Below are 26,367 nucleotides of genomic sequence, written 5' to 3' on the forward strand. Positions count from 1 at the left end.
TAGACAATTATCTGTTCATAAAAACGAGCCCATCAAAACCCAAAAAGAAAAAGCGATTAGGGGCTGTTTTTCCAAAAACAGCCCCTAATCGCTTTTATAGTTATCGCCTAATTAGCGAAGTTCAGTACAGTACTTTAGTCTAAACCGCCTCTGCGGGTGGGCTTGTTCTGGCTGGGCCAGGTGCCGGGTTGGCCAGTTCTGCCGTTCACCGGCAACACGCTTTTCTCGCGTGAGGTGGTGGTGGGGTCTTCGCTGGCCATGTAGGCAAGGATGGCGGTTAAGATGGCGTTGCTGCGCACATCGTCAAATGCGATCTTGTCATACGTGTCGCGGTTGGTGTGCCAGGTGTAGTTGCCGTAAGACCAGCCCAGGGAACTGAGCGAAAACGCAGGAGCACCTGCGGCCACAAACGAAGCATGGTCAGACCCGCCGCCGCCCGGCATGCCCGGGAAGTTGGTCTGGATCTGGTTTCTGATCTCGGCGGGCACCTTGGCCAACCAACGGTTGAGGTATTCATAGGAATGCAGGAAGCCGGAGCCGGATAAATTCACCACGCGACCGGTACCGTTGTCCTGGTTAAATACTGCCTGAATTTTCTGCACAATCTCGGGGTGGTCTTCCACAAACGCGCGGGAACCGTTCAAGCCTTGCTCTTCGCTGCCCCAGTGGCCCACCAGAATGGTACGCTTCGGGTTAGGGTAGATTTTCTTCAGGATGCGCATAGCTTCCATCATCACCAGCGTGCCGGTTCCGTTGTCGGTGGCACCGGTGGCTCCGTCCCAGGAATCGAAGTGTGCCGAAAGGATCACGTACTCATCCGGTTTCTGGGTGCCTTTGATCTCCGCGATGGTATTGTAGGTAGGAACTACGCCGCGCTCCTTAGACTCGGCCTGGATGGCGAGTTTGGGTTTCTGGCCCGAGGCGGTGAGGCGATACACCAAGCCGTAATCTTCCAGGGAAAGGTCAACGGTAGGAATCTTTTTGGTGTAGGCGCTGAAAATCTTGTTCACGCCAAAACCCGCCGACCAGTTAGACATCACAATACCGGCGGCACCGGCTTTTTCCAGGGCAACCGGAAGGGTGCGGGCGGTATAGCCGGTTTTGCTCATGCGTTGGCGCCAGGCTTCGGTCTGGGCGGTGCGCTCGGCCTTCATTTTCTCAAAAGAGGCCGCGGTGGCAAATTCCTGCCAGTTGTAGTCGGGGCGGCCGGTGGGCTGGGGCATGGAGATGAGCACCAGTTTGCCTTTCACCGTAGGCAGCCACTTCTGGAAGGCCACAGAATCGGCCACATCGGCTAGAATAATGGTTTCGGCGGTCACGCCTTTGCCTTTGGTGCTGGGGCTCCAGGCCAGTTGCATGCCTTCCAGAGAACGTAGGCGCGGGTGCACCAGGTCAATGTGGGAGATGCCTCTCTGCCAGCCGCGCCACTCGCCCCACTTCTCGTTGCGGGCGCTGATGCCCCAGCCTTGGTACTTGGCCACGGCCCAGTCATTGGCCTGCTGCATCTGCGGGCTACCTACCAGGCGCGGACCAATCTGGTCCATAAGCTCGTGGCCCAGGCTTTCCAGTTGGGAATTTTGAGTGGCTTCCTTCACAATGGCTTCCACTATGGGGTCTTTGGTTTGGGCAAGGCCCACCTGCGCTGAGAAGAGGAGGGACAGCAACAGGAGCTTTGGCGTTCGTTTGTTCGCCAGTCGGGGAGGGTGTAGTAAACTTTTCATGCCCCTAAATTAGGAAAGCTATGAAACATTGAAACCAAAGGGCCCAAATTAAAGGGGGAGTTTTGCGTTTAGGGGCTGTTTTTGGAAAAAGAGCCCCTAAACGCAAAGGCTTATTCTTCCAGCACGAAATCCTCTGCGCGGGGTAAGGTCATGAATTTCTGGGCCAGGTCTTCGGGCAGCGCCCCCAGCTTGCGCTTGAACAGGTCAATCCAGGCGCCGTCTACGTGAATGATGGCCGCCTTCACGCCGTCGCCGCGGTAGAGTTCATGCCTGATGGACCAGCGGGAGCCGTCGGGCCGGGACTTGCTCAGCACCGAGTGGATTTTGACGGTGTCATTGATGCCCACTTCGCGCAGGTATTGCAATTCTTCCCGGAACAGGATGGGCCCCAGGTGCAGCTTCTGGAACGCCTTCACATCCAGCCCCAGGCTGTCTAACATGGAAATACGGGCCTGGGCCGCGAAATCGGCGTAAGCCGAATGGCGCAGGTGCATGTTGGCATCTACCTGTGCCCAAATGACGTGCCCTTCATAAACAATGCTCATAGTTGTAGGTCTTAAGTGATGGGTGCTGGCCGTACCAAATAAGAAGTACAGACTAAGAAGTACAGACAACACGCGTAATCAAAGATACGGCAAACGGTAGTACGTGAGAAAATCCCTTTTAGCGGCCAAGCCGGCCAAGGGGTTGCATGGAGCGGCGGGTAGAGAAAAGGGGAGACTGCCGGGCACAAGGGAACAAAGGCGGCTTTGGCCGAATGTGAAGCACTTGTACCCCTGCCGGTAGCAGCCAAGACAGCGCCCGCCATTGAGTTTTTTGTCTGATTTAAAAGCGATTAGCAACAACGGCTTTAGCCCCTGAAACTTTCAAGAGGAAAAAAAGTAAATAAATGGCTTTTTCTATATCCGTTTTAACCTAATTTGAGTAAAATACCTCAAAAATGACCTCCCATGCAATATAAGTCTTCTGCCTCGCCGCATCTTCTGGAAATAGCCTGGGAAGCGTGTAACCAAGTAGGTGGTATCTACACGGTGATCCGCTCCAAAGTACCCGCCATGATTGAATACTGGGGAGACCAGTACTGTCTTGTTGGGCCTTACTTCCCCCAGCAGGCCGCCAATGAGTTTGAGCCTACAGATGATTATTCAGATGTATACGGGCAGGCGGTGCTGGAGCTGCGGGCCCAGGGCGTGGAGTGCTATTACGGCACCTGGTTGGTGACGGGGCGGCCGCGCATTGTGCTTATCAATCCGTTCAGTGCGTTTAACCAATTGGGGGAGATCAAGTATTTCCTGTGGGAGAACCACCGGATTCCTACTTCCAACGAAGACCTTTTAAACCAGGTGCTGGCGTTTGGGCAGCAGGTGAAGCGGTTCATCTCCATCTTAGCCCAAAAGGCGCAGGTGGTGGCGCACTTCCACGAGTGGATGGTGGGCTCACCCATCCCTGATCTGCGGCGCGAACAGGTGCCCGTGAAGATTGTGTTCACTACCCACGCCACCTTGCTGGGCCGCTACCTGGCCATGAACGACCCCAACTTCTATGACCAGCTCACCTCCGTAGACTGGCAGAAAGAGGCGAGGCATTTCAATATTGAACCGGCGGTTTCCATAGAGCGGGCGGCGGCCCACGGAGCCCACGTGTTCACCACGGTGAGCGAGGTAACGGTGCGGGAATGTATCTACCTGCTGGACCGGATTCCGGACACGGTATTGCCCAACGGCCTCAACATCCGGCGGTTCACGGCCATGCACGAGTTCCAGAACCTGCACTTAACGTACAAGAAACGCATCCATCGGTTTGTGATGGGGCACTTCTTCCAGAGTTTCCCCTTTGATCTGGAGAAGACGGTTTACTTCTTCACCTCGGGCCGGTTTGAGTACCGGAACAAAGGCTTTGACCTTACCCTGGAAGCCCTGGCCCGCCTGAACTACCGCATGAAGCAAGCCAAGAGCGACATGACGGTGGTGATGTTCTTCGTGACCAAGCAGCCTTTCTATTCCATCAACCCGGGGGTGTTGCACTCCAAGGCGCTCATGGAGGAGATTCAGGAGACCTGCGAGGCCATCAAAGACCAGATAGGGGAGCGGCTGTTCTATGACGCGGCCACCAGTTCAGACCACAAGCTGCCCCAGATCAACGATTTCGTGGACGATTACTGGAAACTGCGTTACCGCCGTACCATCCAGTCCTGGAAAACGCACCAGTTACCGCCGGTGGTCACGCATAACCTGGTCAACGATCAGTCAGACGAAATCCTGCATTTTCTGCGGAGTTCCAACCTGGTGAACAACGCCGATGACCGGGTGAAAATAGTGTATCACCCAGACTTTATCTCGCCCACCAACCCGCTGTTCGGGATGGAGTACGGACAGTTTGTGCGGGGTTGCCATCTGGGTATTTTCCCGAGCTACTATGAGCCGTGGGGCTATACGCCGCTGGAATGCGTGGCCAGCGGTATACCGGCAGTGACCAGTGATCTGTCTGGTTTCGGGGATTACGTGAAGAAGCACATCAAGAAATACAGCGACAAAGGCATCTACGTGATTGACCGCCATGAGCGGGGCTTTGATGAATCTGCGGAGCAGCTCGCCGACCACCTGCTGGATTACGTGGAAATGAACCGCCGGGAGCGTATTTCCCAACGTAACCGTGTGGAAGGCCTTTCTGAGATGTTTGACTGGAAGAAACTGCTGGTGCATTATGAGCGGGCCTATCAACTGGCGCTCAGTACCAGCCAAGAATAAAGAACTTCACTCTTCTTTACCTAAGCGAGAGGGACCATAAACTAAAAGAGGAGTTTGCGTTTAGGGGCTGTTTTTCCAAAAACAGCCCCTAAACGCAAACTCCTCTTTTACTGAGCACTTCAATCTGCTTTCTTGATTATGCTTTCGTGCTTAACTGAAGTTGTAGTGTTTTAAACGCTGCCGGTACTCTAAGGGTGGGCACGGTTTCTTCAGAAGAAGCTTCCAAAGTGACTTCCTGGCCATCTACCGTTACAGAAACAGGCGCGGCCATGAAACCATGCAGCACAATTTTGTACTGGGAATAAGCATCCTGGCCGTTGCCCTCCCGTTCCTGAGTAAGGGTAAACGCGTCTGGGGCGGCCGTGGTCTGGAAGGTCTTGTGCAGGTAATTGCCTTCGGCGTAGCCATATCCTTCACCACCGTCTTCATAGAGTTCGCTCACGCAGGCATCTGGGTTGCTGTGGTAGTAGACATGCAAGGTTACCTCTGGTTTTTCCAGCTCGCCTACATACTGTTGCACCGGGTAAAAAGGAAGCACCGCACCGGCTTTGATGAACATAGGGATTTTGTCCAGCGGCGCGTCTGCCCAGACTTCACGCTTGCCATCTACCAGCGCATCGGTCCAGAAGTTATACCACTGGCCTTGCGGCAGGTACAGGATGCGGCCTTCTACGTCTGGCTGCGTGATGGGGCAGACCAGCACATTGTCGCCTAAGGCAAATTCCGCCATGCGGTGGAAGCACTCTGGGTCTGTTTGGTCTATGAACGCCAGGGGCCGCAGCATAGGCGTACCTTGGGTGGCATACTGCCAGAACGTGGTGTACAGGTACGGCAGCAGTTGGTACCTTAACTCAATGAACTTGCGCGCCAATGAAGTATAAGGCTCCCCAAACGACCAGGGCTCCTGGTCGCCGTGGTCACCGGAAGAGTGGGTGCGGCAGAACGGGTGGAAAATGCCTAGTTGCAGCCACCGGATGTACAGCTCGCCGTCCGGTGTTTCAATGAACCCGCCAATGTCTGACCCCACAAAGGACATACCCGAGATGCTCAGGCGCTGGCACTGAATGTTGGCGAGCCACAGATGATCCCAGGAGGCAATATTGTCGCCGGTCCAGCCCGAGGCGAAGCGCTGCACCCCGGCGTAGCCTGAGCGGGTAATAGTGAACGGGCGGTCTGGGTAGGCGAAGTTCTTTACGCCCTCATACGTGGCCCGCGCCATTTGCATGCCGTAAATGTTGTGGGCTTTGCGGTGACTGCCGGGTTCTCCGTCAAAGTGGTGGCGTACGTCATTGGGGAAGGTGCCAATCTCAAATACCGCGGGTTCGTTCATGTCATTCCAGACTCCTTTCACCCCGGTCTCGGCAATGAGGCCTTTGAACAGACCAGACCACCACGTGCGTACGTCTTCGCGGGTAAAATCTGGGAAGTGGCAGAGGCCGGGCCAAACGGTTCCTTTGTAGAGCGGGCCATCGGCGCGACGGCAGAAGTAATCATTTTCCACGCCTTCCTGGTACACCCAATAGTCATGGTCAATCTTAATGCCGGGGTCTATGATCACTACCGTTTTGAAACCGTCTTCCTTCAGTTCCTGCACCATGCGCTTGGGTTCCGGGAAGTAGCTTTTGCTCCAGGTAAAGCACCGGAAACCTTCCATATAGTCAATGTCCAGGTAGAGGGCATCGCAGGGAATTTTGCGGTCGCGGAAGCCTTTGGCCAGGTCTTTCACTACCGTTTCGGGGTAATAGCTCCACTTGCACTGGTGGTACCCCAATGCCCACAGGGGCGGCAGTTCTGGGGTGCCGGTAAGGGTAGTGTATTGCTGCGTTACCTGGGTGAGGGATGGGCCGTAGATAAAATAATAATCCATGGTGCCGCCCTGAGCCCAGAAACTGCTCACTTCCTGGCGCTCGCTGCCAAAATCAAAGAAGGTTCTAAAGGTATTGTCAAAAAATATTCCGTAGGCCTGGCGGCGGTGCAGCCCCATGTAGAAGTTGATGTTCTTATACAAGGGGTCAGTGCCTTTGGTGTAACCGTAGGTGTCTGATCCCCAGTTCTCAAAGCGCTTGCCCCGCAGGTTCATGTTGGCGGCTTTATCGCCTAAACCATAGAAGTATTCCTGGGCTTGCACCGTCTTGCTCATCTTCACAATGTCGCCGCCGTACTCTTTGTGCTCTTCCCAGTGGAAACCCTTTTCGTCTTCATTGAGTACATTGCCTGACTTGTCCAGAATACGTGTAACCAATCCCACTTTGGAGATCGTACAGATGAGCTCCTTAGTAGTAAGCCTGATATGGTCAGAAAGAGTCTTTACTTTGAAACGGGTAGGTGCCTGCGCCTGGCCCGGGGCAATGGCGTAAGAGAATTCCCGGGAGAAGGTGCCGTCTGTGGTGAACTTGAACCGCAGAATGCGCGGCGAGAGTACCTCCACTTTCAGCCCTACGCGGTTGTCGCAGAGAAGAATGAGGCTGCGTTCTGAGGTATCTATCTGGGTAACGGTCCCGGCGAAGAATTCCTCGCGTCTGGCCCCCAGATCGTTGATCATATAATTAGTGTCCTGAATACTATTGTCCATGAAAAAATAACAGAGAGAAGAAAAAAATGGGACTGTATGATTCGTATTAATTCACAAAATTAAATGAATAATTACGGAATATTTCCCAAATCCTGCTTTTATAGAATAAAGTAGTAAAAAATTCATGTGGGGTTTCTTGAACAAGAGGAATGCTTACCTATCTTTACAAGATACCTCTCCCCGTGCATCATAAAGATGAAAAGAGTAAAATGAAAAAATTGCGAGTACTAATGCTAGGCTGGGAAGATCAGCCTATTTTAAATGGAGGAGTAGGCAAAGCCTGTTTTCATTTAGCCGAAGCAATGGCCAAACAAGTGGAGCTTACTATGATAGTGCCCCAGGCCGACCATATTGCTCTAGACCAGCATGCAGAAGTGGTAGGCTTGAATTCTCTGGACCTTACTGAAGTAAAACAGGCCCCCATTGCCAAAACTTTTGAACGTTTTGCCACCACCCACCGCGTACCGGCTGCTTTGTTCCCCTATGAAGACCCTAACGTGTACTATACCGGCGGTGCCCAGGAAGAAGAGGTAGAACTGGACGAAGAAACTGTTTCAAGCTTGGAAAATACAGCTGCTCCAACTGAAGCGCCTAAGGCGGCAGAGACAACGTTTTCAGACGGGAAACCTGAGATTAAGATTGTGAGCGGCGCCAAAGGAACCATGAACTTTGAGGTGATTCAGTTTGCCCGCTACGCCGCCCGTTTGGCTTCCCATAAACAGATTGACGTAGTCTACGCCCATGACTGGATGACTTTTTTGGCCGGCATGGAGATCAAGACCCAGCTCAAAGTGCCTTTGGTGGTACACGTGCACAGTCTTTCCTTTGACCGCCAGGTGGGCGAGCCTTTAGGGTGGGTGTATGAACTGGAGAACAAAGCCCTGCATGAAGCCGACATGATCCTGACCGTGAGCGAAAGAACCGCCCGCATGATCTCTAAGCGGTACGGCGTGTCTGCCAAGAAAATAAAAGTCATTTACAACGGTGCCGACCGCGTAGCCCCTTCTGCGGTAACGTCTACCAAGCGCAAGCAGGTGACGTTCCTGGGACGTTTGGTGGCGCAGAAAGGTCCGTTACAGTTCCTGAAGGTAGCCAAACAGGTGCTCAAGAAAGACCCTGAGGTACGCTTTGTGGTGGCCGGGCACGGTCCGCAGTATGAGGAAGCCCAGCAGATGATGCGCCGTTTGGGCATTGAAGACGCGGTTACCTTTACAGGTTTCTTACCGCCCGCCCAGGCCGAAGCCTTGCTCAAAAACTCCAGCGTTTTCTGTTTGCCTGCCTTGTCTGAGCCTTTCGGGTTGGCCGCCTTGGAAGCGACGCAAGCCGGTCTGCCGGTGGTCATCACGCACCAGACCGGTGCTGCCGAGGTACTACCTGAAGCCAGCGTGGCCGACTGTAACGATACCGAAGGTCTGGCCGAGCACATTCTTCAACTGTTGCAGGATAAAACCCTTCGCAAGAAGCAGGTAGAAGCCAACCAGCGTGCCGTTCAGAAACTAACCTGGGAATCTACCGCCGATCAAATCATGGAAAGCCTGCACCATGTGCTGCTGCTACAGGAACAGAACTAAAACTATAAAATCTCTCTTTGCCAGGTCTTGAGTAAAGACTAGCAAGAATTTTTCTTCTTAAAAGGCTTACCCCCAAAGAAAAGGCCGCTGCGATAATACCGCAGCGGCCTTTTCTTTGGTTTTTTTGCCAGAGTAGGAGTTTGCGTTTAGGGGCTCTTTTTCCAAAAACAGCCCCTAAACGCAAACTATTTCAATCTACCTTTTTCAGTACTAAGGCCGTACGGTTGGGCAGATAAATGCTTAACCTTGGACCATATTGGGTAGGCTGAGTGAAGTAGCGAAGAGTAGTGTCTACCCTATCATGGCCTCCGGTCTCCGGCGTGTCTGAAGACAAGACTACTGAGTAACTACCGGCCTCTTCCACCGGAAACAGATAGTCTGGCACCGAGTTCTTGGGGTGGAAGTTAAACAGGAAAATCAGGCCTGCCCTTTGGTAAATGATGACGTTGTTGTGGTTGTCCTGGTGGAGCTTGTGCACGGGACCGGGCGCTAATATCTGGTATTGTTGCGCCATAGTAAGCATGTCTTTCTCAAACTGCCACATGTGCCGGTAGCGAAGGTCTTTGTTATCTACCAGCGACCATTGGCGGCGGGCATACTGGTAACTCCAGTTGTTACCCAGCCTCGGAAAATCTACCCATTCCGGATGCCCAAATTCATTGCCCATGAAGGTAAGGTAAGCTTCGCCGCCTAAGGACATGGTGAGCAGCCTGATGAGTTTGTGCAGCGCAATGCCTCGGTCAATGACCGGGTTCTGGTCTATGGTGCGCATGCTGAAATACATGTCTTTGTCCATGAGCCAGAAGGCAATGGTCTTGTCACCCACCAGCGACTGGTCATGGGACTCGGCGTAGGCCACCGTTTTCTCGCCAGAGCGGCGGTTGGTGAGTTCGTGCCAGATTTCGTCCAGATTCCAGTCTTCGTCCCGTTTATGTTTGAGCGTTTTAATCCAGTAATCTGGTATGCCCATGCCCAGGCGGTAGTCAAAGCCAATGCCTCCGTCTTCCAGCGGGCGGCAGAGGCCCGGCATACCGCTCATGTCTTCGGCAATGAGAACGGAACCCGCTTTCAAAGTATGGCTAAGGTGGGTGGCCAGTTGCAGATAGAGAATGGCGTCTTCGTCTACACCCTGGTCAAAATAACGGTCATAGTGCCCGAAGGCCACGCCCTCGCCGTGGTGGTGGTAGAGCATAGACGTGACTCCATCGAACCGGAAGCCGTCAATATGGAATTCCTCCAGCCAGTACCGCACGTTAGACAACAGGAAACGACGCACCTCAGGCACTCCATAATTGAATAATTTGGAATCCCAGCCGGGGTGATGACCTCTTCTGCCGGTATGGAAATACTGTCCGCCGGAACCATCAAAATCAGCTAGCCCCTCCGCTACGTTTTTCACGGCATGGGCGTGGATGAGGTCCATGATCACGGCCAACCCAAGCTGATGGGCACGGTCCACCAGGTATTTTAAATCTTCGGGGGTGCCAAATCTTGAGGTGGGGGCAAAGAAACTGGAGACATGGTAACCAAAAGAACCATAATAAGGGTGCTCTGCCAGAGCCATCAACTGCAGGCAGTTGTAGCCGGTGGCAGCAATGCGGGGCAGTATCTCATCGGCAAACTCGCGGTACGTGCCCACGCCGTGCTTCTCCAGGGCCATGCCAACATGGCATTCATAAATTAGGGGCTGGTTCAGCTGGCGAAGGTCAAATGAAGCATCTGACCAGGCGTAAGGCTCCTCCGGTGCCCAGTACTGGGCCGAGAAATCATACGTTTCGGGGTCCTGAACGGCACGGGTGGTGAAGGGCGGAACCCGGTCGCGGCCTTCGCCGGTGGCGCCAATCACGTGTACTTTGTAGCGGTGCCCGTGTTGGACCTGCACTTGGTCTTCCGGAAGAAAAACTTCCCAGATACCGTTCTCTTGTTTCTTTAAGGGATGGGCAGCCCGGTCCCAGAAATTGAAATCACCTATGAGGGAGAGCGACTGCGCGGCCGGAGCCCATTCACGGTAGCGCCAGCCCTTGTTCTGCGGCTCATAATGGAGCCCCATCTGCTGGTGCCAAACCGCATAGTCTGGCAAGGAGCCATAATCTTGGGCAATAGCCTGCTGCGTCTTTTCCAAACGAGCCTTCCGCTGAAGAAGCTGTGGGGCATAGGGCGCCAGCCAACTGTCTAACTGAATCAACGGGAGAGTGGGGGTTGCTTTGGGCATAGATGCAGGATTGGATGTGGGTTAAGTTACGCTTCCTTGTTCTAAGGAGCAACTGTTCAAGTTGAATTGGATAAGCGGCTGAAAACTTGTTAAAAAATAAATGCTACTGCCGGTAAAATTTGATAGATTCGCAAAGAAATCGATTTCCTAAGATTGAGATTGTCCTTCATTTCTAAATAACCAATGCCTATTGCATGAAAACTACGTTACGTTTGCTTGGCTTGTTGCTATTGTTGATCATAGTGCAAGCGGTACAGGCACAGGTAGTGACGGTTTCGCCCGCCTTTCCTGTCCAGAATGAACCTGTTACCATCACCTTTGATGCCACCAAAGGATCCGGCGGTTTGGCTAACGCAACCGGCGATGTCTACGCCCATACCGGGGTGCTCACCAACCTGAGTACCTCTGATTCTGACTGGAAATACGTGAAAGCCGACTGGAAGACGAACACTCCGGCGGCCAAGATGGAGTCCTTGGGGAATAACCTGTACCGCATTACCCTCACGCCCCGCACGTATTATAATGTAGCAGCGGCTGAGCAGATCACAGCTTTGATGTTCGTGTTCCGGAACAGTGACGGGAGCAAAGAAGGCAAAGACACCGGTGGGAAAGACATCAAGGTGAACCTGTATGCCGCCGGAGCGGTGAATGTGTCGTTCACGCAGCCCACGGTGGGCATCAACGGCTTGTTTGTAGACCAGGACCAGACCATTCAGGTGAAAGGAAGCGCGTCTGTGAGCTCCACCATTTCCTTGTTCCTGAACGGGGAGAAGGTGAAGGAAGTGTCGGCCGCCACTACGTTGGAAACCAATCTGAAAGCGGAGAAGCCGGGGGCCAACAAAGTCAAATTGATTGCGCAGAATGGAAGTACCACCGCCGTTGATTCTTTTAACTATGTAGTGCGCACCGCTGCCCAAACCCAGGCCTTGCCAGCCAATGCCAAAGACGGAGCCACCTACCTAAGTACCACCAGTGCCTTGTTAAATCTGTATGCTCCAGGCAAAAAAAGTGTCTATGTGGTAGGCGATTTCAACAATTGGGAAGTAGGAGCCACGCCCCTGCACCGCACCGCTGACGGGAAGAACTTCTGGGTGCAGCTAGATAACCTCAAACCCGGACAGGAATACGCGTACCAGTACCTGGTAGACGAGAACCTGAGAGTTGGGGACCCTTACACCCAGAAAACGCTGGACCCTAACGAAGACCGTTTCATTGCCCCGGAGACTTACCCTAACCTGAAACCTTACCCTACCGGCAAAGCCACCGGCATGGTGTCCATTCTCCAGACAAACCAGACGCCTTACACCTGGAAGGTGACCAACTTTGCCAGACCCAAGAAAACAGATTTAGTTATTTACGAGTTGCTGGTGCGTGATTTTATCCAGAACCATGACTACAAAACCCTCACCGACACCCTGGATTACCTCAGCCGCCTGGGCGTGAACGCTATTGAATTGATGCCCATCCAGGAGTTTGAGGGTAACTTGAGCTGGGGCTATAACTCGGCCTATTATTTCGCGCCAGACAAATACTACGGTCCCAAAGAAGCCCTTAAACAGTTCATTGACGAAGCCCACAAGCGTGGCATGGCGGTCATTCTGGACATGGTGTTGAACCACTCCTTCGGGCAATCGCCTATGGTGCAGCTGTATTACAACAACGCTACCGGCAAAACCACTCCGGAGAGCCCCTGGTTTAACCCAGACCCCACCCATGACTACAACGTGGGCCATGACTTTAACCATGAGAGCGCAGCCACCAAGTACTTTGTGGACAGAGTCACGGAGTTTTGGCTGCAGGAATACAACGTGGATGGTTACCGTTTTGACCTCTCCAAAGGCTTTACCCAGAAGAAAACCATCGGCAGCGTGAGCGATTGGAACCAGTACGACGAAAGCCGTATTGAGCTGCTCAAGCGCATGGCCGACCACATCTGGACGGTAGACCAGGAGGCCTACATCATTCTGGAGCACCTGGCAGATAACAGCGAGGAGAAAGTGCTGGCCAATTATGGCATGATGCTCTGGGGCAACCTGCACCACAATTACAAGCAGGCGGCCATGGGGTACACCTCAGAGTCTAACTTCAACTGGATCTCCTACAAACAGCGCGACTGGAACGATCCGCATGTGGTGGGTTACATGGAAAGCCACGATGAGGAACGCCTCATGTATGAAGCCCTGAACTACGGAAATTCCTCCGGCACGTACCGGGTGAAAGACCTGAACACGGCTTTGCAGCGCATGCAGTTAGCGGCAGCATTCTTTTTTACCATTCCGGGTCCTAAGATGATCTGGCAGTTTGGAGAGCTGGGCTATGATGTTTCCATTGAGCAGAATGGCCGCACCGGCACTAAACCCATTTACTGGAACTACTATGAGAACGCAGAGCGGAAGAAACTCTACAACGTATACGCGGCCCTCATTAATCTGAAGATCAAGGAACCTGCGTTTGAATCTGGCACCTACACGCTGAACCTGGGCGGAGAAATGAAAACCATCCACATCCAGCACCAGGACATGGACGTGGCCGTTCTGGGTAACTTTGGCGTGACCGCGGGCACTATTGATCCTAAGTTCCAGCGCACGGGTACCTGGTATGATTTTGTCACCGGCGAGTCTCTCAACGTGACCAATGTGAACCAGAGCCTGGCTCTTAAACCCGGCGAATACCGCGTGTACACCACCAAACGACTCACAACCCAAAGCATTCTGTTAGCCTCTAAGGAAGAAGAGAAATCGTTGGCGAAGAATGTGGTGCTGTACCCTAACCCTTCCGGTACCGGAGAGGTGCAGGTGAGGTACCAATTGGTAGCTCCTTCTGAGGTGACCGTGCAGCTCTATGATCAGCTGGGGCGTCTGGTTTCTAGCCGCTCGCTGGGCAGACAAACGGCAGGCAGCCATACCATTACGCAAAGCCTTACTACCCAAGGTAAAAGACGTTTGTCTGCGGGGATTTACTACTGCAAATTGCTCACCGGTAGTACCGCGAGAACGTTGCAAGTGGTAGTGCAGTAATAAGAGGCTTCTGCCTGCGGAATGTTGACAATGTGACAAGGGCTAAAGCAATTAGTCAGGCCAAGTAGAAGGGCACTACTTAGGAGATATTTTGTTGGTCTGCTGCTTTTACTGATTTAGTGAACCAGTATCTCTTACCTGAAAGAACAGCTGGAAAAGGAGGAATCGCTCCAGAACCTTACATTGGAGGGGCTTGCCCTTAAAGCTGGCTTTTCGCATTCAGGAATGGATTTTACAAAGCCTTCAACAAAGACGAGGGCATCAGTCCAAAGGCATATCTTTCTGCAAAAAAAGTTGCTGAATAAAAGTCTCCCAAAGCCCTGCTGCTTACTTGAGAGGGCTTTGGGAGACTTTTACCATTTCAGAAGTTTTCCAGTGATAGCGCCTTTCTCACTGTAAAGCCTCAGAATATAGGTGCCGGTGGCATAATGGCCTATCTCCAATTCTAAACTTGCGGTATCCATATTGATAGGAATGCTTTGTAGCACACTTCCGTGCAGGTTCAATAGCTCAGCGCGATTGTATTTTCCTGCCTTGAAGCGTGCCCTTACCTTGTCCTTCTCACTGGCTGGATTAGGGAAGAGAGTAAGACGGTCTTCGTCCTGAGAAAAATAAACCGCTCTGACGTTGAACTGCTCCTGGCTTCCGTCTATGTCTTCCTGCCCCAGCCTATAGTAGTTAGTCCCAAGGGCAGGTGCCTCATCCCAGAAAGTGTAATCTTGCCGGATGGAAGAAAACCCTGCTGCTGGTATTCTGGCTATCTCTGTGAAGTGATGGATATTGGTGGCACGATATACTATAAACTCCTTGCTGTTCTGCTCAGAAGCGGTCTGCCAGGTAAGTTTTGTCTGATTCCCCTGGAGCTTTGCCGTAAAATGAATTAAGGTTACCGGAAGCGGGTTATTATTCTGCCACTCATAGGCACCCATGTCCACGGTGCCGTTAAGGAGGCGTTGATTGCCTGCCAGATCAGTGGTTAGGCCTTTGGGCAGGTGTTCATTAGAGCCTGCGTTTAGTACGGGGCTGCCAACGATAGGTACAAAATTGTTGTTAACAGGATCGGTGAACAGGGGGTCTTGGGCCAGTAAATTTCCTCCCAGATCTTGGCTTCCAGACGGTAATGTTGCATCCTGCACTAAGCTGTGAGCAATGTTGAATTGCCCGCTGCCGTCACAGTGAATGCCTTTGCCCGTGTTGCCATAGACAATGCTATTGAACAGGGTGATGCTGTTATTGAGGAAGTTGAGCGTGCCCTTGGCGGTGTTAGCAGTTGTGTTACCGTAGAAAGTGCTGTTGATGATTACCGGGTGGCCTGTATCTGCTGTGAGCGCCCCACCGTTTGAGGAGGCATAGTTACCATAAAAGAGGCAGTTGACCAACTGCGGGTTAGCATAGCTGTCATAGTTGAACCAGCCGGCACCAATGCCATTGCCTCCATTGCCAATGGCTTTGTTGGCGGTGAAAATACAGTTACGCACAATTGGGCTGGCTGTGTTATAAACGCCAGCCCCGGTACGTTCAATCACCGTACTGGGGCCGCTGGCGTAGCCGTCTCGGATGGTGAAGCCGTCAAGCTCAACATTAGAAGAAATATGAAGCACAGTAAAGCTGTTGTCGGTCTCTAAGTCAGGATTGCCAATGTTGCCGCTCAGCACGGTGGGGTTCGAGACAGGGTCGCGCAGGCCGGTAACTGCATCATAGCCGCCCATGATCTTAATGGCTTTATTCAAAAGGAAGGCCTGTGTACGGGTAGTGCCACTCTGGGTTTGTGTAGGGTAATATGTGCCCTTAGCCACCAATACTTCGCCTCCTGTATTAGAGATGTTGATCATGGCCTGTAGGTCGCCAGAGGCGCTTTCCCAGGAGATGCCCTCGCCCGTGCCGCCCGCCTTCACATAGCGGGGACCGTTGTAGGGGAGGGTAGTGAAGGGAGCTGACACCAGCCACGCTCCTGGGTTGGTGTTGGAACAGAGGCCACGTACCCACAGATAGTAAGTGGTGCTGGGGGAAAGACCAGTGAGAGTAGCTGTTGTGTTCTCTGTATAGGTGAGTGTGCTTACCGCCGGCGGAAGTGCAGATGAGGTACTGAGGCCATATTGGTAACCGTTTGCCACTCCTTCCGCAGGGGCCAGCCAGAGAGCCTCTGCACCCGAAATGGTAATGCTCTGGGGCAATATGGTTAAAGATTGAGGAAGAACCTGGCAGCTCGTTTCCTGGTTTTCATATGCTCCCATGTCCACTGCGGCGTAGGCGGTGCGGGGGTTACCGGCTAAGTCAGTGATTAGGCCCTGGGGCAAATACGTGTCGTTGCCTGCGTCCACGGCTGGGCTGTTTGAGAGCAGTGAGTAATCTCCGGCTGTGCTCAAGCCTGGCGAAATAGCATTCCTGAAGAGCGGATTTGAGGAGCCACTGATATTGCCATTCTCGGTATCCGTTCTGCCTTGTATTAAGCTATGCGATATCACTAAGGTGGGGGCATAGCTAATACTAATATACAAGCCGCTTTCGTTAGCATAATAGACGCTGCTGTTGCCATGGATAACGGTATTGTAGACGGTAAGCTTGCCTCCAGATTGATAGATACCTCCTCCCTCATAAGTGGCTTTGTTCCCCGCAATGGTGGTGTTGATCAAGATAGGGTTGGAATCATTGGAATAAATCCCCCCGCCGCCGCTGGTAGAAAGGTTACCGCTTATGAGTACATTGATTAGCTTAGGCGATGCTAGAGTTAATTCAAGTCCTGCTCCTGAGCTTGCCTCATTGCCTGAGATGGTGACGTTGGTTAGGGTAGAGTTAGAACCAAGAAGTGCAATGCCCCCGCCCAGCCCATTTGACTTGTTACCTTTAATGATGAGGTTGGCAAGGGTAGGTGAAACGTTGTAATTATAAACCCCAGCCCCTCTTTCTGATTTCCCCCCTGTAATGGTGAAGCCGTCCAGCACGGCCTGGGAGGAAAGACCGTTTCTGTCATTTTGTATTACCCTGTAGCCAATTCCTTTTAAAACAGTAAGGTTTTCTCTATGATTTCTTTCTGTCAGATGTTGTTCATTGCCGTTGAACCCACCGTAGATCTTCACACCTTCTTTCATATAGAAGAAACCACTCCCTGGCTGATATTCCCCGGCGGCCACCCAGACCTGGTCACCGGCCGCGGAGGCGTTAATCATGTTCTGCAGCGCACCTGAGGCATTCTGCCAAGAACTGCCATTGCCCGTACCTCCAGCCTTCACATACCGGATAGTCTGTGCCGAACTTTGTTCTGCCAGTAGAAGTAAAAAGGCAAAGATGAATAGGCATTGCAGAAAGTTGGCTGTGCGGAAATGGGTGGGAGGTAGTTTTTGTCGCATGATTCAATGTAAAGACCGTAATAAGTCGGGTGTATTGTAAATAGAGTAATGGTATCCTGTATGGCAAAAATGATAGGACGTAGGCCCCTGCGTACTTGCTGGCCAAAGCTGATTCTTGCACCTATTGATGCTAGACTTGTATTAAGGCGATTGTTTTGGTGCAAAACTAGCCCTCTATGGTTTGCGGCAAGAACAATGCCTACGCTTATTTGTCTCCGTTTTTAAAACGAGACAAAGTTTATATGTCAATATCTGTAGAGAAAGCTGCCATTGCGGTCTCAGCCGTTGGCTTAATTGGGGAAAGCGTAAAGTGAAAGAAATCGCAGAAGTTAACCTGGGCTTTTGCACCTGGTTATCGGCTGTATTGGCTAATACAGCCGATAACCAGGTAGCGCACCTAAAAGAGAATGAACATACTTGTAAATACAAGACCAACCATTTTATTTAGTTTAACCATAATTTTAGAATCAATTTATCCTCATGTTATGAAAAAGATTGTTTTTGTATTGTCCTTGCTGCTCACCACGGGGCTGGCCGCGCAGGCGCAAATCTTCACCCTCGGGATTAAAGGGGGGATCAGTTCCTCCAGCGTAGACCTGAAAAACCCCAAGGGGAATTTTACCCAGTTCAAAGACGATGACAACATCACGGGCTTCCATGCCGGGGTGTTCACGCGCTTCAACATTCTTGGGTTCATGCTGCAACCGGAGGCGGTGCTGTCTTCCTCGGGCGGTAAATTCAACCGGCCCGATGATTTAGGCAACACCACCATTGAGGAAATAGGGTTCACCAACCTGGATGTGCCTATTCTGGTGGGGTATAAATTATCCTTCCTGCGGGCTTACGCGGGGCCAGTGGCCTCTGTGCTCATTGACAGCGATTCTGACCTAGACGAGGTGAAAGAGTCCCTGAACTCCGCCGACTGGGGGTACCAGGTGGGCGCCGGGGTAGACATCTCCCGTTTCACCGCCGATGTGCGTTATGAGCGCCTGAAACGTTCCTACACCAACGCAGACAACAGCGTAGACTTCAGAAACAAACAGGTGATCCTGAGCATCGGCTATAAGCTCATCGGTAACTAAGGACCGCTTTTTGTTTGATAGCAGGATCGCCCTGCGTTTAGGGGCCGTTTTCCCAAAAACGGCCCCTAAACGCAGGGCGATCTCTTTAGAGATTCTACCAGTTACCTATTACGGTAAGTGGCGGGCTAAACCCTAGTTTACTTTTGCCAGATACGCAGCCAGTTGGTCCATGGTGCCGCTAAAAGCCTGATGCATGGAAGTATGCCCCTGCGCATAGGTCTGCCGTTCTTCCTGGGTGGCGTTGAGGGGCCGGCCCCTGAGGGTGAGGGTGGTTTGGCCGTCTGGCTCAGTAAGGGTAAGGAAGTTGAGCATTTCCAGCGGCCAGGTGGCGCTGAAGGGCGCGCGGGTAATATTGCCGTCCTCGTCTGCAAAGGTGTTCACATACACCAATTGCTCTGGGGAATTGATTTCGCGGTACACAAACTTGCCCCACATCTTGGGCCCACTGCCCATCCGAATACTGTAGTGGAGGGCGCCGCCCGGTTGCAGGTTGAATTCAGAGATGCCTAACGTGTAGCCTTTGGGGCCATACCACTGCTTCAGGCTGTCTTCCTGGGTCCAGGCCTTGAACACCTGTTCGCGGGGAGCGTCAAAAACGCGGGTAATCACGAAGTCTTGTTCTTCGGCGGTGGCGGGAGCGTGGGTTTGATTTTCCATGGTATTGTCTTTAAGTGAAGGTGACTACTGTAGGGAGAATTTGCTCACCGGCAGGGAGCCGAGGTATTTTCCGTTTAGGGGCTGTTTTTCCAAAAACAGCCCCTAAACGGAAAGGGGAAGCGACTGAATCTTTGGTTTAATTTCAGAAATTCAGAGGGAGATTCCAAGGGAACAGACGTTTATCTTCAGGGCCACTTGCACGTGCCTTAGGACTTAAATCTGTGCTGCACATGGGTAGCCGCTATCAGAACTGGTGCTGTCTAAGTTGCAGCCCCGCTAGATTAAGATGCTTCCGCCAATTCTTTGATTTTGAGCAGGGCTTTGTCCCACATGGCAGACATTTCCTCAAAATAGGCCGGTGACAGATCGGCTTCAATAGAGAGTTGGGTACCGCTGTGGGTGGGAGTGAGGTAGTAGCCTTCGCGTCCGCCTTTCATGGCTTGGGCTTCTTCGCTTTCCAGGTCTTCGCGTCCGTTCGCAATCAGGCCTTCGTAAAGGAGGGTGAGCTCTTCCTGGGGTTTGTGGGTGACTACCGTACTGAGCATGCCATTGTTGCTAGGGTCCAGGAACAGCGCTTTGCTGCCCTCGGCCCAGGTGGTTTCAACATAGATTCCTTCGCAGAAGGCAGTGTACCAGAGGCGGGTGTAGCGGTCTTGCAGCAGTACATCCCATACTTTTTCTTTGGGGGCCTGAATGGCCAGCGACTTTTGGATGGTGAGGTTTTCGGTTTCCATGGCTATTTTTTTTAGTGATGAAATAATTTGAAGACTGGGTGCTGTGCTTTATGCGCCGCGGTGGCTGCTTTGGCCCTGTTTTCAGAAAAAGAGCCCCTAAACAGACATTAGCCGCCGGAGGTGTTTCTCTATGTTTCAAATTTACAGCCATTTACCTTGGAAAGAGGCGGACGATTGCGGCAAATGCAGGGGTTGTTTGCGTCAGGAATCCTTGTTAGATTTAATCTATGAAGCACATCTCACTACTTATTCCGGAGGGCGACGTTAGTTTCAGCAACCTTGAGGCTACCTACAAGATGTTCACCAAAGTGAACGAGGCGCTGCAACGCACCGGGCAGGAACCGCTGTTCCAGGTGCAACTGGTGGGGCTTACCCAAGACGCAAGAATCACGAACGGCCTGTTCAGCATACAGCCCGAACGGGTGGTGCGGGAGGTCTCCAAAACCAATGTAATTATTATCCCGGCCGTGCACGGCGACATGCCGCAGGTCATTGCCGCCAACCGTGATTTTGGGCCTTGGATAGTGCACCAGCACCGGCAGGGGGCCGATGTGGTGTCTTTGTGCATTGGAGCGTTTATTCTGGCCTCTACCGGCCTGCTCAGTGGCCGCAGCTGCACCACCCACTGGCTAGCCGCCGATGAGTTCAGGAAGATGTTCCCAGACGTGCACCTGCTGCCCTACAAGATCATCACCGATGAAGGCGGCATCTACACCAGCGGTGGAGCTTACTCGTCTCTCAACCTGATTCTGTACCTGGTGGAGAAGTACGCTGGCAGAAACATGGCCATTCGGGCTTCCAAGATCTTTGAAATTGACATTGACCGCCACAGCCAGTCGCCGTTCATTATTTTCCAGGGGCAGAAAGAACACCATGATGAGGCCATCAAAAAGGTGCAGGAGTACATTGAGCAGAATTTCCAACACAAGATGACGGTGGAGGAACTCGCCGAAATGGCTTTCCTGAGCCGCCGTAACTTTGAGCGCCGGTTCAAGAAAGCCACTTCCAATACAGTGATGGAGTACCTGCAACGGGTAAAAGTGGAAGCCGCCAAACTGAGCCTGGAAACCTCACAAGACAATGTGAACGAGGTGATGTACTCTGTGGGCTACTCAGATACCAAGGCCTTTAGAGCCACTTTTAAGAAAATAACCGGCATATCGCCGCTGGAATACCGCAATAAATACCACAAGGCAGTGGCAGAACCCATTATGCGGTAAAACACGCAGCACCTCCAACACTTTGTTCTAAAAGCAGGAAGGGCTTACTTATGTGGCAAGCCCTTCCTGCTTTTAGAGGTAGTTATAATGGATTACGCTTGCTGAACGGCGCTGGGGTCCATGTACATAACTTCCCAGTGGTGGCCGTCCAGATCATAGAAGGTGCGGCCGTACATCCAGCCGTGGTCCTGCGGCGGGGCAGGCGAGGTACCCCCGGCAGCCAAGGCTTTATCCAGCAGGGCATCCACTTCCTCCCGACTTTCGGCAGACAGGGCAATCATGGCCTCCACGTGGGTGGCCGCATCGCAGATTTGTTTCTTGGTGAAGGTCTGGAAAAACTTTTCCACCAGCAGCATCACGTAAATGTCTTCACTGATGACCATGCAGGTGGCGTTTTCATCCGTGAACTGAGGGTTGAACTGGTAGCCCATCTGGGTAAAGAACGCAATGGATTTATTGAGGTCTTTAACGGGCAGGTTTACGAAAATTTTAGTAGCCATGGCCTTTTCTGGTTAAATAGTGATAAGGCAAAAGTACAGACTTGATACCCAGCGGAGGCGGTGCAATTCTGCCAAAATCAGGGGTGCTTTGCGGCAAGTGAGGTAGTAGTAAATTGAGGTAAGAGGACGGTGTCATAGCGTTAGATGACCACTGCTTCTTTGCGGCTGGCACTATTTTTTGTTCTGGTAAGACTGAGATTTCACCTTAGTTAATTTAAAAATAGGGTGAAGTTTACACTTCGTCTCCAAAACAAGACCTCATTAGAGATTGTTTGTTTGCTTCATGTTTTTACTATTTATAACTACCAGGGTATTTCACCCGTTTCAGGATTGCTTTCTTCGCTAAAGAATTGGCCAGATGGCCCATCTTGGTTAATTAAGGCGTATTTAACAATGCGCTTCCCTGCTTCTTCCACTTCGCCTCCCAGATAATTAGTGAAATCTGTTTTGGTATATCCAGGGCAAACCGCATTAACCTTGAAAGCTGTATCACGCAGTTCGTAAGCCAAGTGAACCGTATACATATTCATAGCCGCTTTGGAAGCAGCATAAACCGCATATTTTGCGTAATGATAGGCTGGCCAGTTAGGATTGCTTTGCAGGGAAAGAGAGCCCACACTGGTACTCACGTTCACAATTCTTGGTTCCGGCGATTTGCGCAATAGATCCATAAAAGCTTGAGTCACATTTATAACGCCATATAAATTGACCTCAAACACTTCTTTATAATGGTCTGTGGTTGTTTCAAGTGCATTTTGCGGAACAATGCCACTAATACCGGCATTGTTAATCAGCACATCTAAATGCCCCTGCTCTTTTTCAATAATATTCTTAGCAGTTAAAATGGTGTCGGGTTTAGTTACGTCTAGTTCAATCGCCTGCACGTTTGAAAAGCCATCATTCAATAATTTATTTATAATTGCTTTTCCTTTCTCAAGATCACGGCTTCCTACATAGACAAACAGGCCTTGTTTTAAAAGTTGCTTTGCTGTTTCCAAGCCAATGCCTTTGTTGGCTCCGGTAATTAATGCTGATTTCATTTTTTCATTTTTTATGATGACTAAGCAAAAGTGCCACGTTCAAAAATGAAATCATTTACCAATTGATAAAAAGACGTTTAGCGAATATTGTTTCTTATTCTACTCAAGGATTGTTGCGTAACCCCCAGATATGATGCAACGTGAGCCAACAGAACACGATTAGAGAGCGATGGGTAATTCTCTAAAAATGCTAGATAACGGGTAGTGGCATCCTGCGAAACGACTGGTCCCTTTCTGGATTTTTGGTACATACAACTTTGAACCATCTTGTTTTTTATAGCATCCCAACCCACAATGGTATGGGAAAGCTCTTCCCAGTTTTGTTTAGAAAAAACAATGAGTTTGCAATCAGTACAGGCCTGTAAGTATTCAGAAGAGGAAGTGTTTGCCTCAAAATTAACATAATCAACTACTAAGCTGTTCTCACTAACAAAGCAACGTGTAATTTCCTCTCCTTTGTTGTTGTAATAGCAGCCCCGGATTACCCCTTCTATAATGAAACCAACTTGTGAGGGAGTTTTACCTGCTTCAGAAAAGTAGGAATCTTTATGAAGTTGTATTTCTGTCGCCTTTTTCTGGATCAGATTAATTTGTTGTCCGTTCAGGTTGCCAAACTGCAAAATGTATTCAATTAATTCTTTCATAGATGAAAGGTAGGCAAGATAAAATTTAATGCGTTTACCATTAGGTAAAAAGTGACCGGTTCAATGACTGCTAACTAATACAAGCTTGAGGCGTGCGAACAATACTAAAGTAGCGACAACACAGGTTCCACAATAAATTAAATACAAAATTCTTAGTGGACTCATATTTTTTATGTAATACGCTTATCGGTTTGACTAAAAGCGTTTCAATGGTTTTTAGGTGTTGTTGCGCGGCGTAATTCTCTAAGAAGTTATCTGCAGTGATTATAATAAAGCTTTGATCTGTGCAATAACTACTTTACCGGTACTAGGTCTTTTAGCATCATACGAAACAAGATTCCCATTCTTATCAGAAAGCAAATATCGTGGATAAGCAGCCGTAGTGCTATCCTGCTGATTTCCTAAAATAGTTTTCCAAACTTGTTGTTCCAGTGGCTTACTCATATAAATATGCCAACCTTGAAGGTTATACTTTTTTACGGCGTTTATCCAGCGTTGGCGACTATTGGGATGGCTGGTCTCACGGGCTAAATACAGGTATGCTATTTCTTTCCCTTTCAACTGCTCTTTTAGGCTAACTAAGTGCTGAAATTCTTGAATACAGGGCGAGCAGGAACTATACCATAAATCAATATATACCACCTTACTCCGGAACTGCGGTAGCTGTAGCACTTCATCTAAGCTTTGGTATTGATGTTCAATAAACATGGTCTGCTGGTCTCCCTTGTATTTCAGGTCCATTTGCATATTGATAAAAAAAACGGCACCAATAATAAAAATAACAGCGATAGAATAAAAGGTAATCTTTTTTAACAAGATGAATTTCCGGGCTAGTATCAAATGTTTAATACCAGCGTAGATAAAGCTAAAGAATAAAACAAAGACTAGTAACGGTAAACTATCCTGTACAATGGTGGGGTGGAATAAATGGGAAACTAAAAATTTATTTTTGAAAACGTCGGCCATCCAAGAAGCATATAAAAAAGCCGAGGTGAAATAAGTTATGGCCAGAAGGAAAAGATTTAGCAGCAGATACCTTTTTAATTGCCCTTTTTGAAATAAAGAAAATAGAAAGTAAAGGTTTGCGAAGAATATGGCTCCCATACTTATATATAAGCAAGAACTATAGAGCAACATGAATATAGACCTTTCATCAGTCTTATTTATGATAAAGGTGCCCAATAGCATATATAGAATAACTAAAACAACCAGTTCAATATTTCTTTTCATGGAATAAAAAAATTAAATTTTCTTATATGTTTATTTATAAATATCTCATGACTTACTACGACTAGTACATGAGGTAAATAATACCGATGTTTAAATATCTATATATTTAGTTGTTATTCTACATATATGCGTGCTTTTTATATAATGTTGGGCTACATATTTATTTGAGGTTGCTCCAAACTATTTAATTGTTTCTCATGGTGAGCCGTGGAAGAAAGTTAAAAATCGTTGGGGTGTCTATCTGTGGCTCAAGAGTAAACCATATATCAACATTTTTACTCTTCAGTGTAATAGTAGATAGAAAATACATTTTTTTCAAGTCCTGTTCAGCGCTTTGCCACTTTGCCCTTCAAAACAATCTTGAATGTATTTATAAATTACCCGCTCTGTGCTTTCAATTTCTTTGGAGAATCGCTTTAATAATTCTACCTGTTCATGCGAGGGAGGTGAATTGTCCTCTACTTCAATCGATAATTCTACAGTATTATTTTTAGAAATATTCTGTACGTTCCCAAAACATTCATTCACACTTTTGTCGGAATGTAGTTCTAATAGATCAAGTCCTTTTGAGTCGATTACAGGTTTGTTATGTTTCTTTTGAAAGAACATTTTCTTTTTAATATGATGCCCAACGGGATAGGTATTGCCGAAGGCGGGGGATTTTTAGCCCAAATGTTTAATCAGAGAACTAAAGGAGAGCTTTGGATATAGGCCTAATTGAAACCGCTCAGCCCCGCATTCGGCAATACCTTGTTACCAGCCGTATTTCTTTCGGTTGTTTAGGTAGTGGGTGATGCACCGCCATCAACTGAATAATTGGTGCCTGTGATATATTTAGCTTCCGAAGAAACAAGGAATGCTACCAGGTTAGCCACTTCTTCGGGTTCTGCCATTCTACCCATTGGAACACCTACTTTGTCCATTACTGCTTTAAACGCCTCATCTGATGTGATGCCTGAAGATTTTGCCATATTTTCAATGAACTCCAACATCAACGGTGTTTCTACCACTCCCGGTGAAACAACATTTACCCGTATTCCTTTGGCGCCCAATTCGTTTGCCAATGCTTTACTGTAAACATTCAGCGCTGCTTTTGCAGAAGAGTAAGACATTGTCATTTCCCAAATGGGTTGTTTTGCGGCACCGGTAGAAATGTTGATGATTACACCGCTTTTTTGCTCAATCATTGTTGGCAACAACGCTTTGTTAACACGAACAGCTGACATAAAATTGAGTTGCCAATTATTGTTCCAATGTTCATCAGAAAGAGCGCTGAAACCACCGGCCGGACTTAAATTAGCACCTGCGTTATTGATGATAATGTCTATCCTGCCATATTTCTCCAGAATCTCTTTTGCAACTCTTTCTGCACTGTCGGGGTAGGCAAGGTCCGCGGAAATGAAATACTGTCCGGTGGTGTTTTCTTTTGGCGCAGTTCGTGCCGTTACCACCACCTGCATTCCTGCATTGCTTAATTTATCGGCTATAGCTTTGCCAATGCCTTTTGTTCCGCCTGTTATTAAGGCAACTTGTCCTTTTGATAGAGTTTCCATATAGCTTTTAAAATGAGTTGCAAAGCAATAGACAATACTTTACTTTTGAAAGTGGTTACATGAATGTACAGTAATACCAAAAAGTAAAGCATTGAACAGAATCAAGTCTATATGGACAAAAAAAAGTGCAGCAGCTCCAAAGAAAAATGTGCCCTTCAGGAAATCTTAGGTGTAATCGGCGGAAAATGGTCAATGTCAATTATCTATGCCTTATTTACAGGTAAAAAGCGTTTTAGCGAGTTAGAACGGATGGTGCCAAATATAAATACCAGAATGTTGGTCAAGGAACTGAAGAATATGGAAGCCAATGGAATAGTTGTCAGAGAAGTTTTTGCAACCGTGCCACCAACAGTTGAATACACCTTAACAACAAAAGGAAGAAAATTAGAGCCAATTATCAACGAGCTGTATAAATGGGGTGTTGAGTATGTTGGCTAACCGTGACGGTGGTGATAGGTGGTAGCCCGTCCGTGATAATTTTTTTCTAAAATCAGCGAAGAGCTGTCCAGTCCAAATGTAG

At 49.7% G+C, this 26,367-nt stretch carries 18 protein-coding genes; 6 read left to right on the top strand and 12 right to left on the bottom strand.

From position 1 onward, the window contains the following. Window positions 1–134: 134 nt before the first annotated feature. Both EFA69_RS14705 and EFA69_RS14710 read right to left on the bottom strand, forming a co-directional pair. Window positions 135–1,721, bottom strand: a complete 1,587-nt coding sequence (locus EFA69_RS14705; protein WP_123133856.1) for a M20/M25/M40 family metallo-hydrolase — start codon at window positions 1,719–1,721, stop codon at window positions 135–137. Between the two features lie 110 nt (window positions 1,722–1,831). Then, complete coding sequence (locus tag EFA69_RS14710; protein WP_123133857.1) at window positions 1,832–2,266, bottom strand: acyl-CoA thioesterase; 435 nt, start codon at window positions 2,264–2,266, stop codon at window positions 1,832–1,834. A 405-nt stretch (window positions 2,267–2,671) separates the two neighbouring features. Here EFA69_RS14710 and EFA69_RS14715 point away from each other — a divergent pair, with 405 nt between their 5' ends. Continuing rightward, complete coding sequence (locus EFA69_RS14715) at window positions 2,672–4,468, top strand: glycosyltransferase (protein ID WP_123133858.1); 1,797 nt, start codon at window positions 2,672–2,674, stop codon at window positions 4,466–4,468. A 136-nt stretch (window positions 4,469–4,604) separates the two neighbouring features. Here the strand turns inward: EFA69_RS14715 and EFA69_RS14720 are convergent, their stop codons facing one another. Continuing rightward, window positions 4,605–7,010 carry a glycoside hydrolase family 31 protein gene (locus tag EFA69_RS14720; protein ID WP_123133859.1) on the bottom strand — a complete coding sequence of 802 codons (2,406 nt, stop codon included), beginning with the start codon at window positions 7,008–7,010 and terminating at the stop codon, window positions 4,605–4,607. A 239-nt stretch (window positions 7,011–7,249) separates the two neighbouring features. On the opposite strand from EFA69_RS14720, the gene EFA69_RS14725 reads away from it, so the two are divergent. Then, the gene (locus EFA69_RS14725) at window positions 7,250–8,611 is read left to right on the top strand and encodes a glycosyltransferase family 4 protein (RefSeq protein WP_183906802.1); all 1,362 of its coding nucleotides are present in this window, start codon (window positions 7,250–7,252) and stop codon (window positions 8,609–8,611) included. A 190-nt stretch (window positions 8,612–8,801) separates the two neighbouring features. Here EFA69_RS14725 and EFA69_RS14730 read toward each other — a convergent pair whose 3' ends face one another. Next, the gene (locus tag EFA69_RS14730; RefSeq protein WP_123133861.1) at window positions 8,802–10,823 is read right to left on the bottom strand and encodes an alpha amylase C-terminal domain-containing protein; all 2,022 of its coding nucleotides are present in this window, start codon (window positions 10,821–10,823) and stop codon (window positions 8,802–8,804) included. Window positions 10,824–11,017: 194 nt separating this feature from the next. On the opposite strand from EFA69_RS14730, the gene EFA69_RS14735 reads away from it, so the two are divergent. Then, window positions 11,018–13,840 (top strand): DUF4961 domain-containing protein, encoded by a 2,823-nt coding sequence (locus EFA69_RS14735; RefSeq protein WP_183906803.1) that lies wholly within the window; start codon window positions 11,018–11,020, stop codon window positions 13,838–13,840. 353 nt (window positions 13,841–14,193) lie between these two features. Here the strand turns inward: EFA69_RS14735 and EFA69_RS14740 are convergent, their stop codons facing one another. Beyond that, a complete protein-coding gene (locus tag EFA69_RS14740; protein ID WP_221175753.1) occupies window positions 14,194–17,007 on the bottom strand; it encodes a choice-of-anchor Q domain-containing protein in 2,814 nt (937 codons plus the stop codon). A gap of 665 nt (window positions 17,008–17,672) precedes the next feature. Here EFA69_RS14740 and EFA69_RS14745 point away from each other — a divergent pair. Continuing rightward, entirely contained in the window at window positions 17,673–18,269 is a 597-nt protein-coding gene (locus tag EFA69_RS14745; RefSeq protein ID WP_183906804.1) for a porin family protein, read from the top strand. Between the two features lie 132 nt (window positions 18,270–18,401). Here the strand turns inward: EFA69_RS14745 and EFA69_RS14750 are convergent, their stop codons facing one another. After that, window positions 18,402–18,926 (bottom strand): SRPBCC family protein, encoded by a 525-nt coding sequence (locus EFA69_RS14750; RefSeq protein WP_123133864.1) that lies wholly within the window; start codon window positions 18,924–18,926, stop codon window positions 18,402–18,404. 281 nt (window positions 18,927–19,207) lie between these two features. Continuing rightward, window positions 19,208–19,660, bottom strand: coding sequence for an SRPBCC family protein (locus EFA69_RS14755; protein ID WP_123133865.1), 453 nt, complete (start codon window positions 19,658–19,660; stop codon window positions 19,208–19,210). A 227-nt stretch (window positions 19,661–19,887) separates the two neighbouring features. On the opposite strand from EFA69_RS14755, the gene EFA69_RS14760 reads away from it, so the two are divergent. After that, window positions 19,888–20,880 (top strand): GlxA family transcriptional regulator, encoded by a 993-nt coding sequence (locus EFA69_RS14760; protein ID WP_123133866.1) that lies wholly within the window; start codon window positions 19,888–19,890, stop codon window positions 20,878–20,880. A gap of 92 nt (window positions 20,881–20,972) precedes the next feature. Here EFA69_RS14760 and EFA69_RS14765 read toward each other — a convergent pair whose 3' ends face one another. From EFA69_RS14765 to EFA69_RS14790, 5 genes are all read right to left on the bottom strand, one after another. Beyond that, entirely contained in the window at window positions 20,973–21,380 is a 408-nt protein-coding gene (locus EFA69_RS14765; protein WP_123133867.1) for a VOC family protein, read from the bottom strand. A gap of 302 nt (window positions 21,381–21,682) precedes the next feature. Further along, window positions 21,683–22,420, bottom strand: a complete 738-nt coding sequence (locus tag EFA69_RS14770) for an SDR family oxidoreductase (protein WP_123133868.1) — start codon at window positions 22,418–22,420, stop codon at window positions 21,683–21,685. 77 nt (window positions 22,421–22,497) lie between these two features. Then, a complete protein-coding gene (locus EFA69_RS14775) occupies window positions 22,498–23,064 on the bottom strand; it encodes a Crp/Fnr family transcriptional regulator (RefSeq protein ID WP_123133869.1) in 567 nt (188 codons plus the stop codon). A 264-nt stretch (window positions 23,065–23,328) separates the two neighbouring features. After that, entirely contained in the window at window positions 23,329–24,168 is an 840-nt protein-coding gene (locus EFA69_RS14780; protein WP_148041370.1) for a TlpA family protein disulfide reductase, read from the bottom strand. A gap of 905 nt (window positions 24,169–25,073) precedes the next feature. After that, window positions 25,074–25,847 (bottom strand): SDR family oxidoreductase, encoded by a 774-nt coding sequence (locus EFA69_RS14790; protein WP_123133872.1) that lies wholly within the window; start codon window positions 25,845–25,847, stop codon window positions 25,074–25,076. Window positions 25,848–25,958: 111 nt separating this feature from the next. Between EFA69_RS14790 and EFA69_RS14795 the strand changes: the two genes are divergently transcribed. Continuing rightward, a complete protein-coding gene (locus tag EFA69_RS14795) occupies window positions 25,959–26,285 on the top strand; it encodes a winged helix-turn-helix transcriptional regulator (RefSeq protein ID WP_123133873.1) in 327 nt (108 codons plus the stop codon). Window positions 26,286–26,367: the final 82 nt, after the last annotated feature.

This window comes from Rufibacter immobilis (genome assembly GCF_003721565.1).
GTDB lineage: Bacteria > Bacteroidota > Bacteroidia > Cytophagales > Hymenobacteraceae > Nibribacter > Nibribacter immobilis.

What these genes read in the sequence shown, in the direction of transcription:
- EFA69_RS14705 (WP_123133856.1), bottom strand. Translation starts at nt 1,721, where the DNA reads ATGAAAAGTTTACTACACCCTCCCCGACTGGCGAACAAACGAACGCCA.
- EFA69_RS14710 (WP_123133857.1), bottom strand. Translation starts at nt 2,266, where the DNA reads ATGAGCATTGTTTATGAAGGGCACGTCATTTGGGCACAGGTAGATGCC.
- EFA69_RS14715 (WP_123133858.1), top strand. Translation starts at nt 2,672, where the DNA reads ATGCAATATAAGTCTTCTGCCTCGCCGCATCTTCTGGAAATAGCCTGG.
- EFA69_RS14720 (WP_123133859.1), bottom strand. Translation starts at nt 7,010, where the DNA reads ATGATCAACGATCTGGGGGCCAGACGCGAGGAATTCTTCGCCGGGACC.
- EFA69_RS14725 (WP_183906802.1), top strand. Translation starts at nt 7,250, where the DNA reads ATGAAAAAATTGCGAGTACTAATGCTAGGCTGGGAAGATCAGCCTATT.
- EFA69_RS14730 (WP_123133861.1), bottom strand. Translation starts at nt 10,823, where the DNA reads ATGCCCAAAGCAACCCCCACTCTCCCGTTGATTCAGTTAGACAGTTGG.
- EFA69_RS14735 (WP_183906803.1), top strand. Translation starts at nt 11,018, where the DNA reads ATGAAAACTACGTTACGTTTGCTTGGCTTGTTGCTATTGTTGATCATA.
- EFA69_RS14740 (WP_221175753.1), bottom strand. Translation starts at nt 17,007, where the DNA reads ATGATTAACGCCTCCGCGGCCGGTGACCAGGTCTGGGTGGCCGCCGGG.
- EFA69_RS14745 (WP_183906804.1), top strand. Translation starts at nt 17,673, where the DNA reads ATGAAAAAGATTGTTTTTGTATTGTCCTTGCTGCTCACCACGGGGCTG.
- EFA69_RS14750 (WP_123133864.1), bottom strand. Translation starts at nt 18,926, where the DNA reads ATGGAAAATCAAACCCACGCTCCCGCCACCGCCGAAGAACAAGACTTC.
- EFA69_RS14755 (WP_123133865.1), bottom strand. Translation starts at nt 19,660, where the DNA reads ATGGAAACCGAAAACCTCACCATCCAAAAGTCGCTGGCCATTCAGGCC.
- EFA69_RS14760 (WP_123133866.1), top strand. Translation starts at nt 19,888, where the DNA reads ATGAAGCACATCTCACTACTTATTCCGGAGGGCGACGTTAGTTTCAGC.
- EFA69_RS14765 (WP_123133867.1), bottom strand. Translation starts at nt 21,380, where the DNA reads ATGGCTACTAAAATTTTCGTAAACCTGCCCGTTAAAGACCTCAATAAA.
- EFA69_RS14770 (WP_123133868.1), bottom strand. Translation starts at nt 22,420, where the DNA reads ATGAAATCAGCATTAATTACCGGAGCCAACAAAGGCATTGGCTTGGAA.
- EFA69_RS14775 (WP_123133869.1), bottom strand. Translation starts at nt 23,064, where the DNA reads ATGAAAGAATTAATTGAATACATTTTGCAGTTTGGCAACCTGAACGGA.
- EFA69_RS14780 (WP_148041370.1), bottom strand. Translation starts at nt 24,168, where the DNA reads ATGGGAGCCATATTCTTCGCAAACCTTTACTTTCTATTTTCTTTATTT.
- EFA69_RS14790 (WP_123133872.1), bottom strand. Translation starts at nt 25,847, where the DNA reads ATGGAAACTCTATCAAAAGGACAAGTTGCCTTAATAACAGGCGGAACA.
- EFA69_RS14795 (WP_123133873.1), top strand. Translation starts at nt 25,959, where the DNA reads ATGGACAAAAAAAAGTGCAGCAGCTCCAAAGAAAAATGTGCCCTTCAG.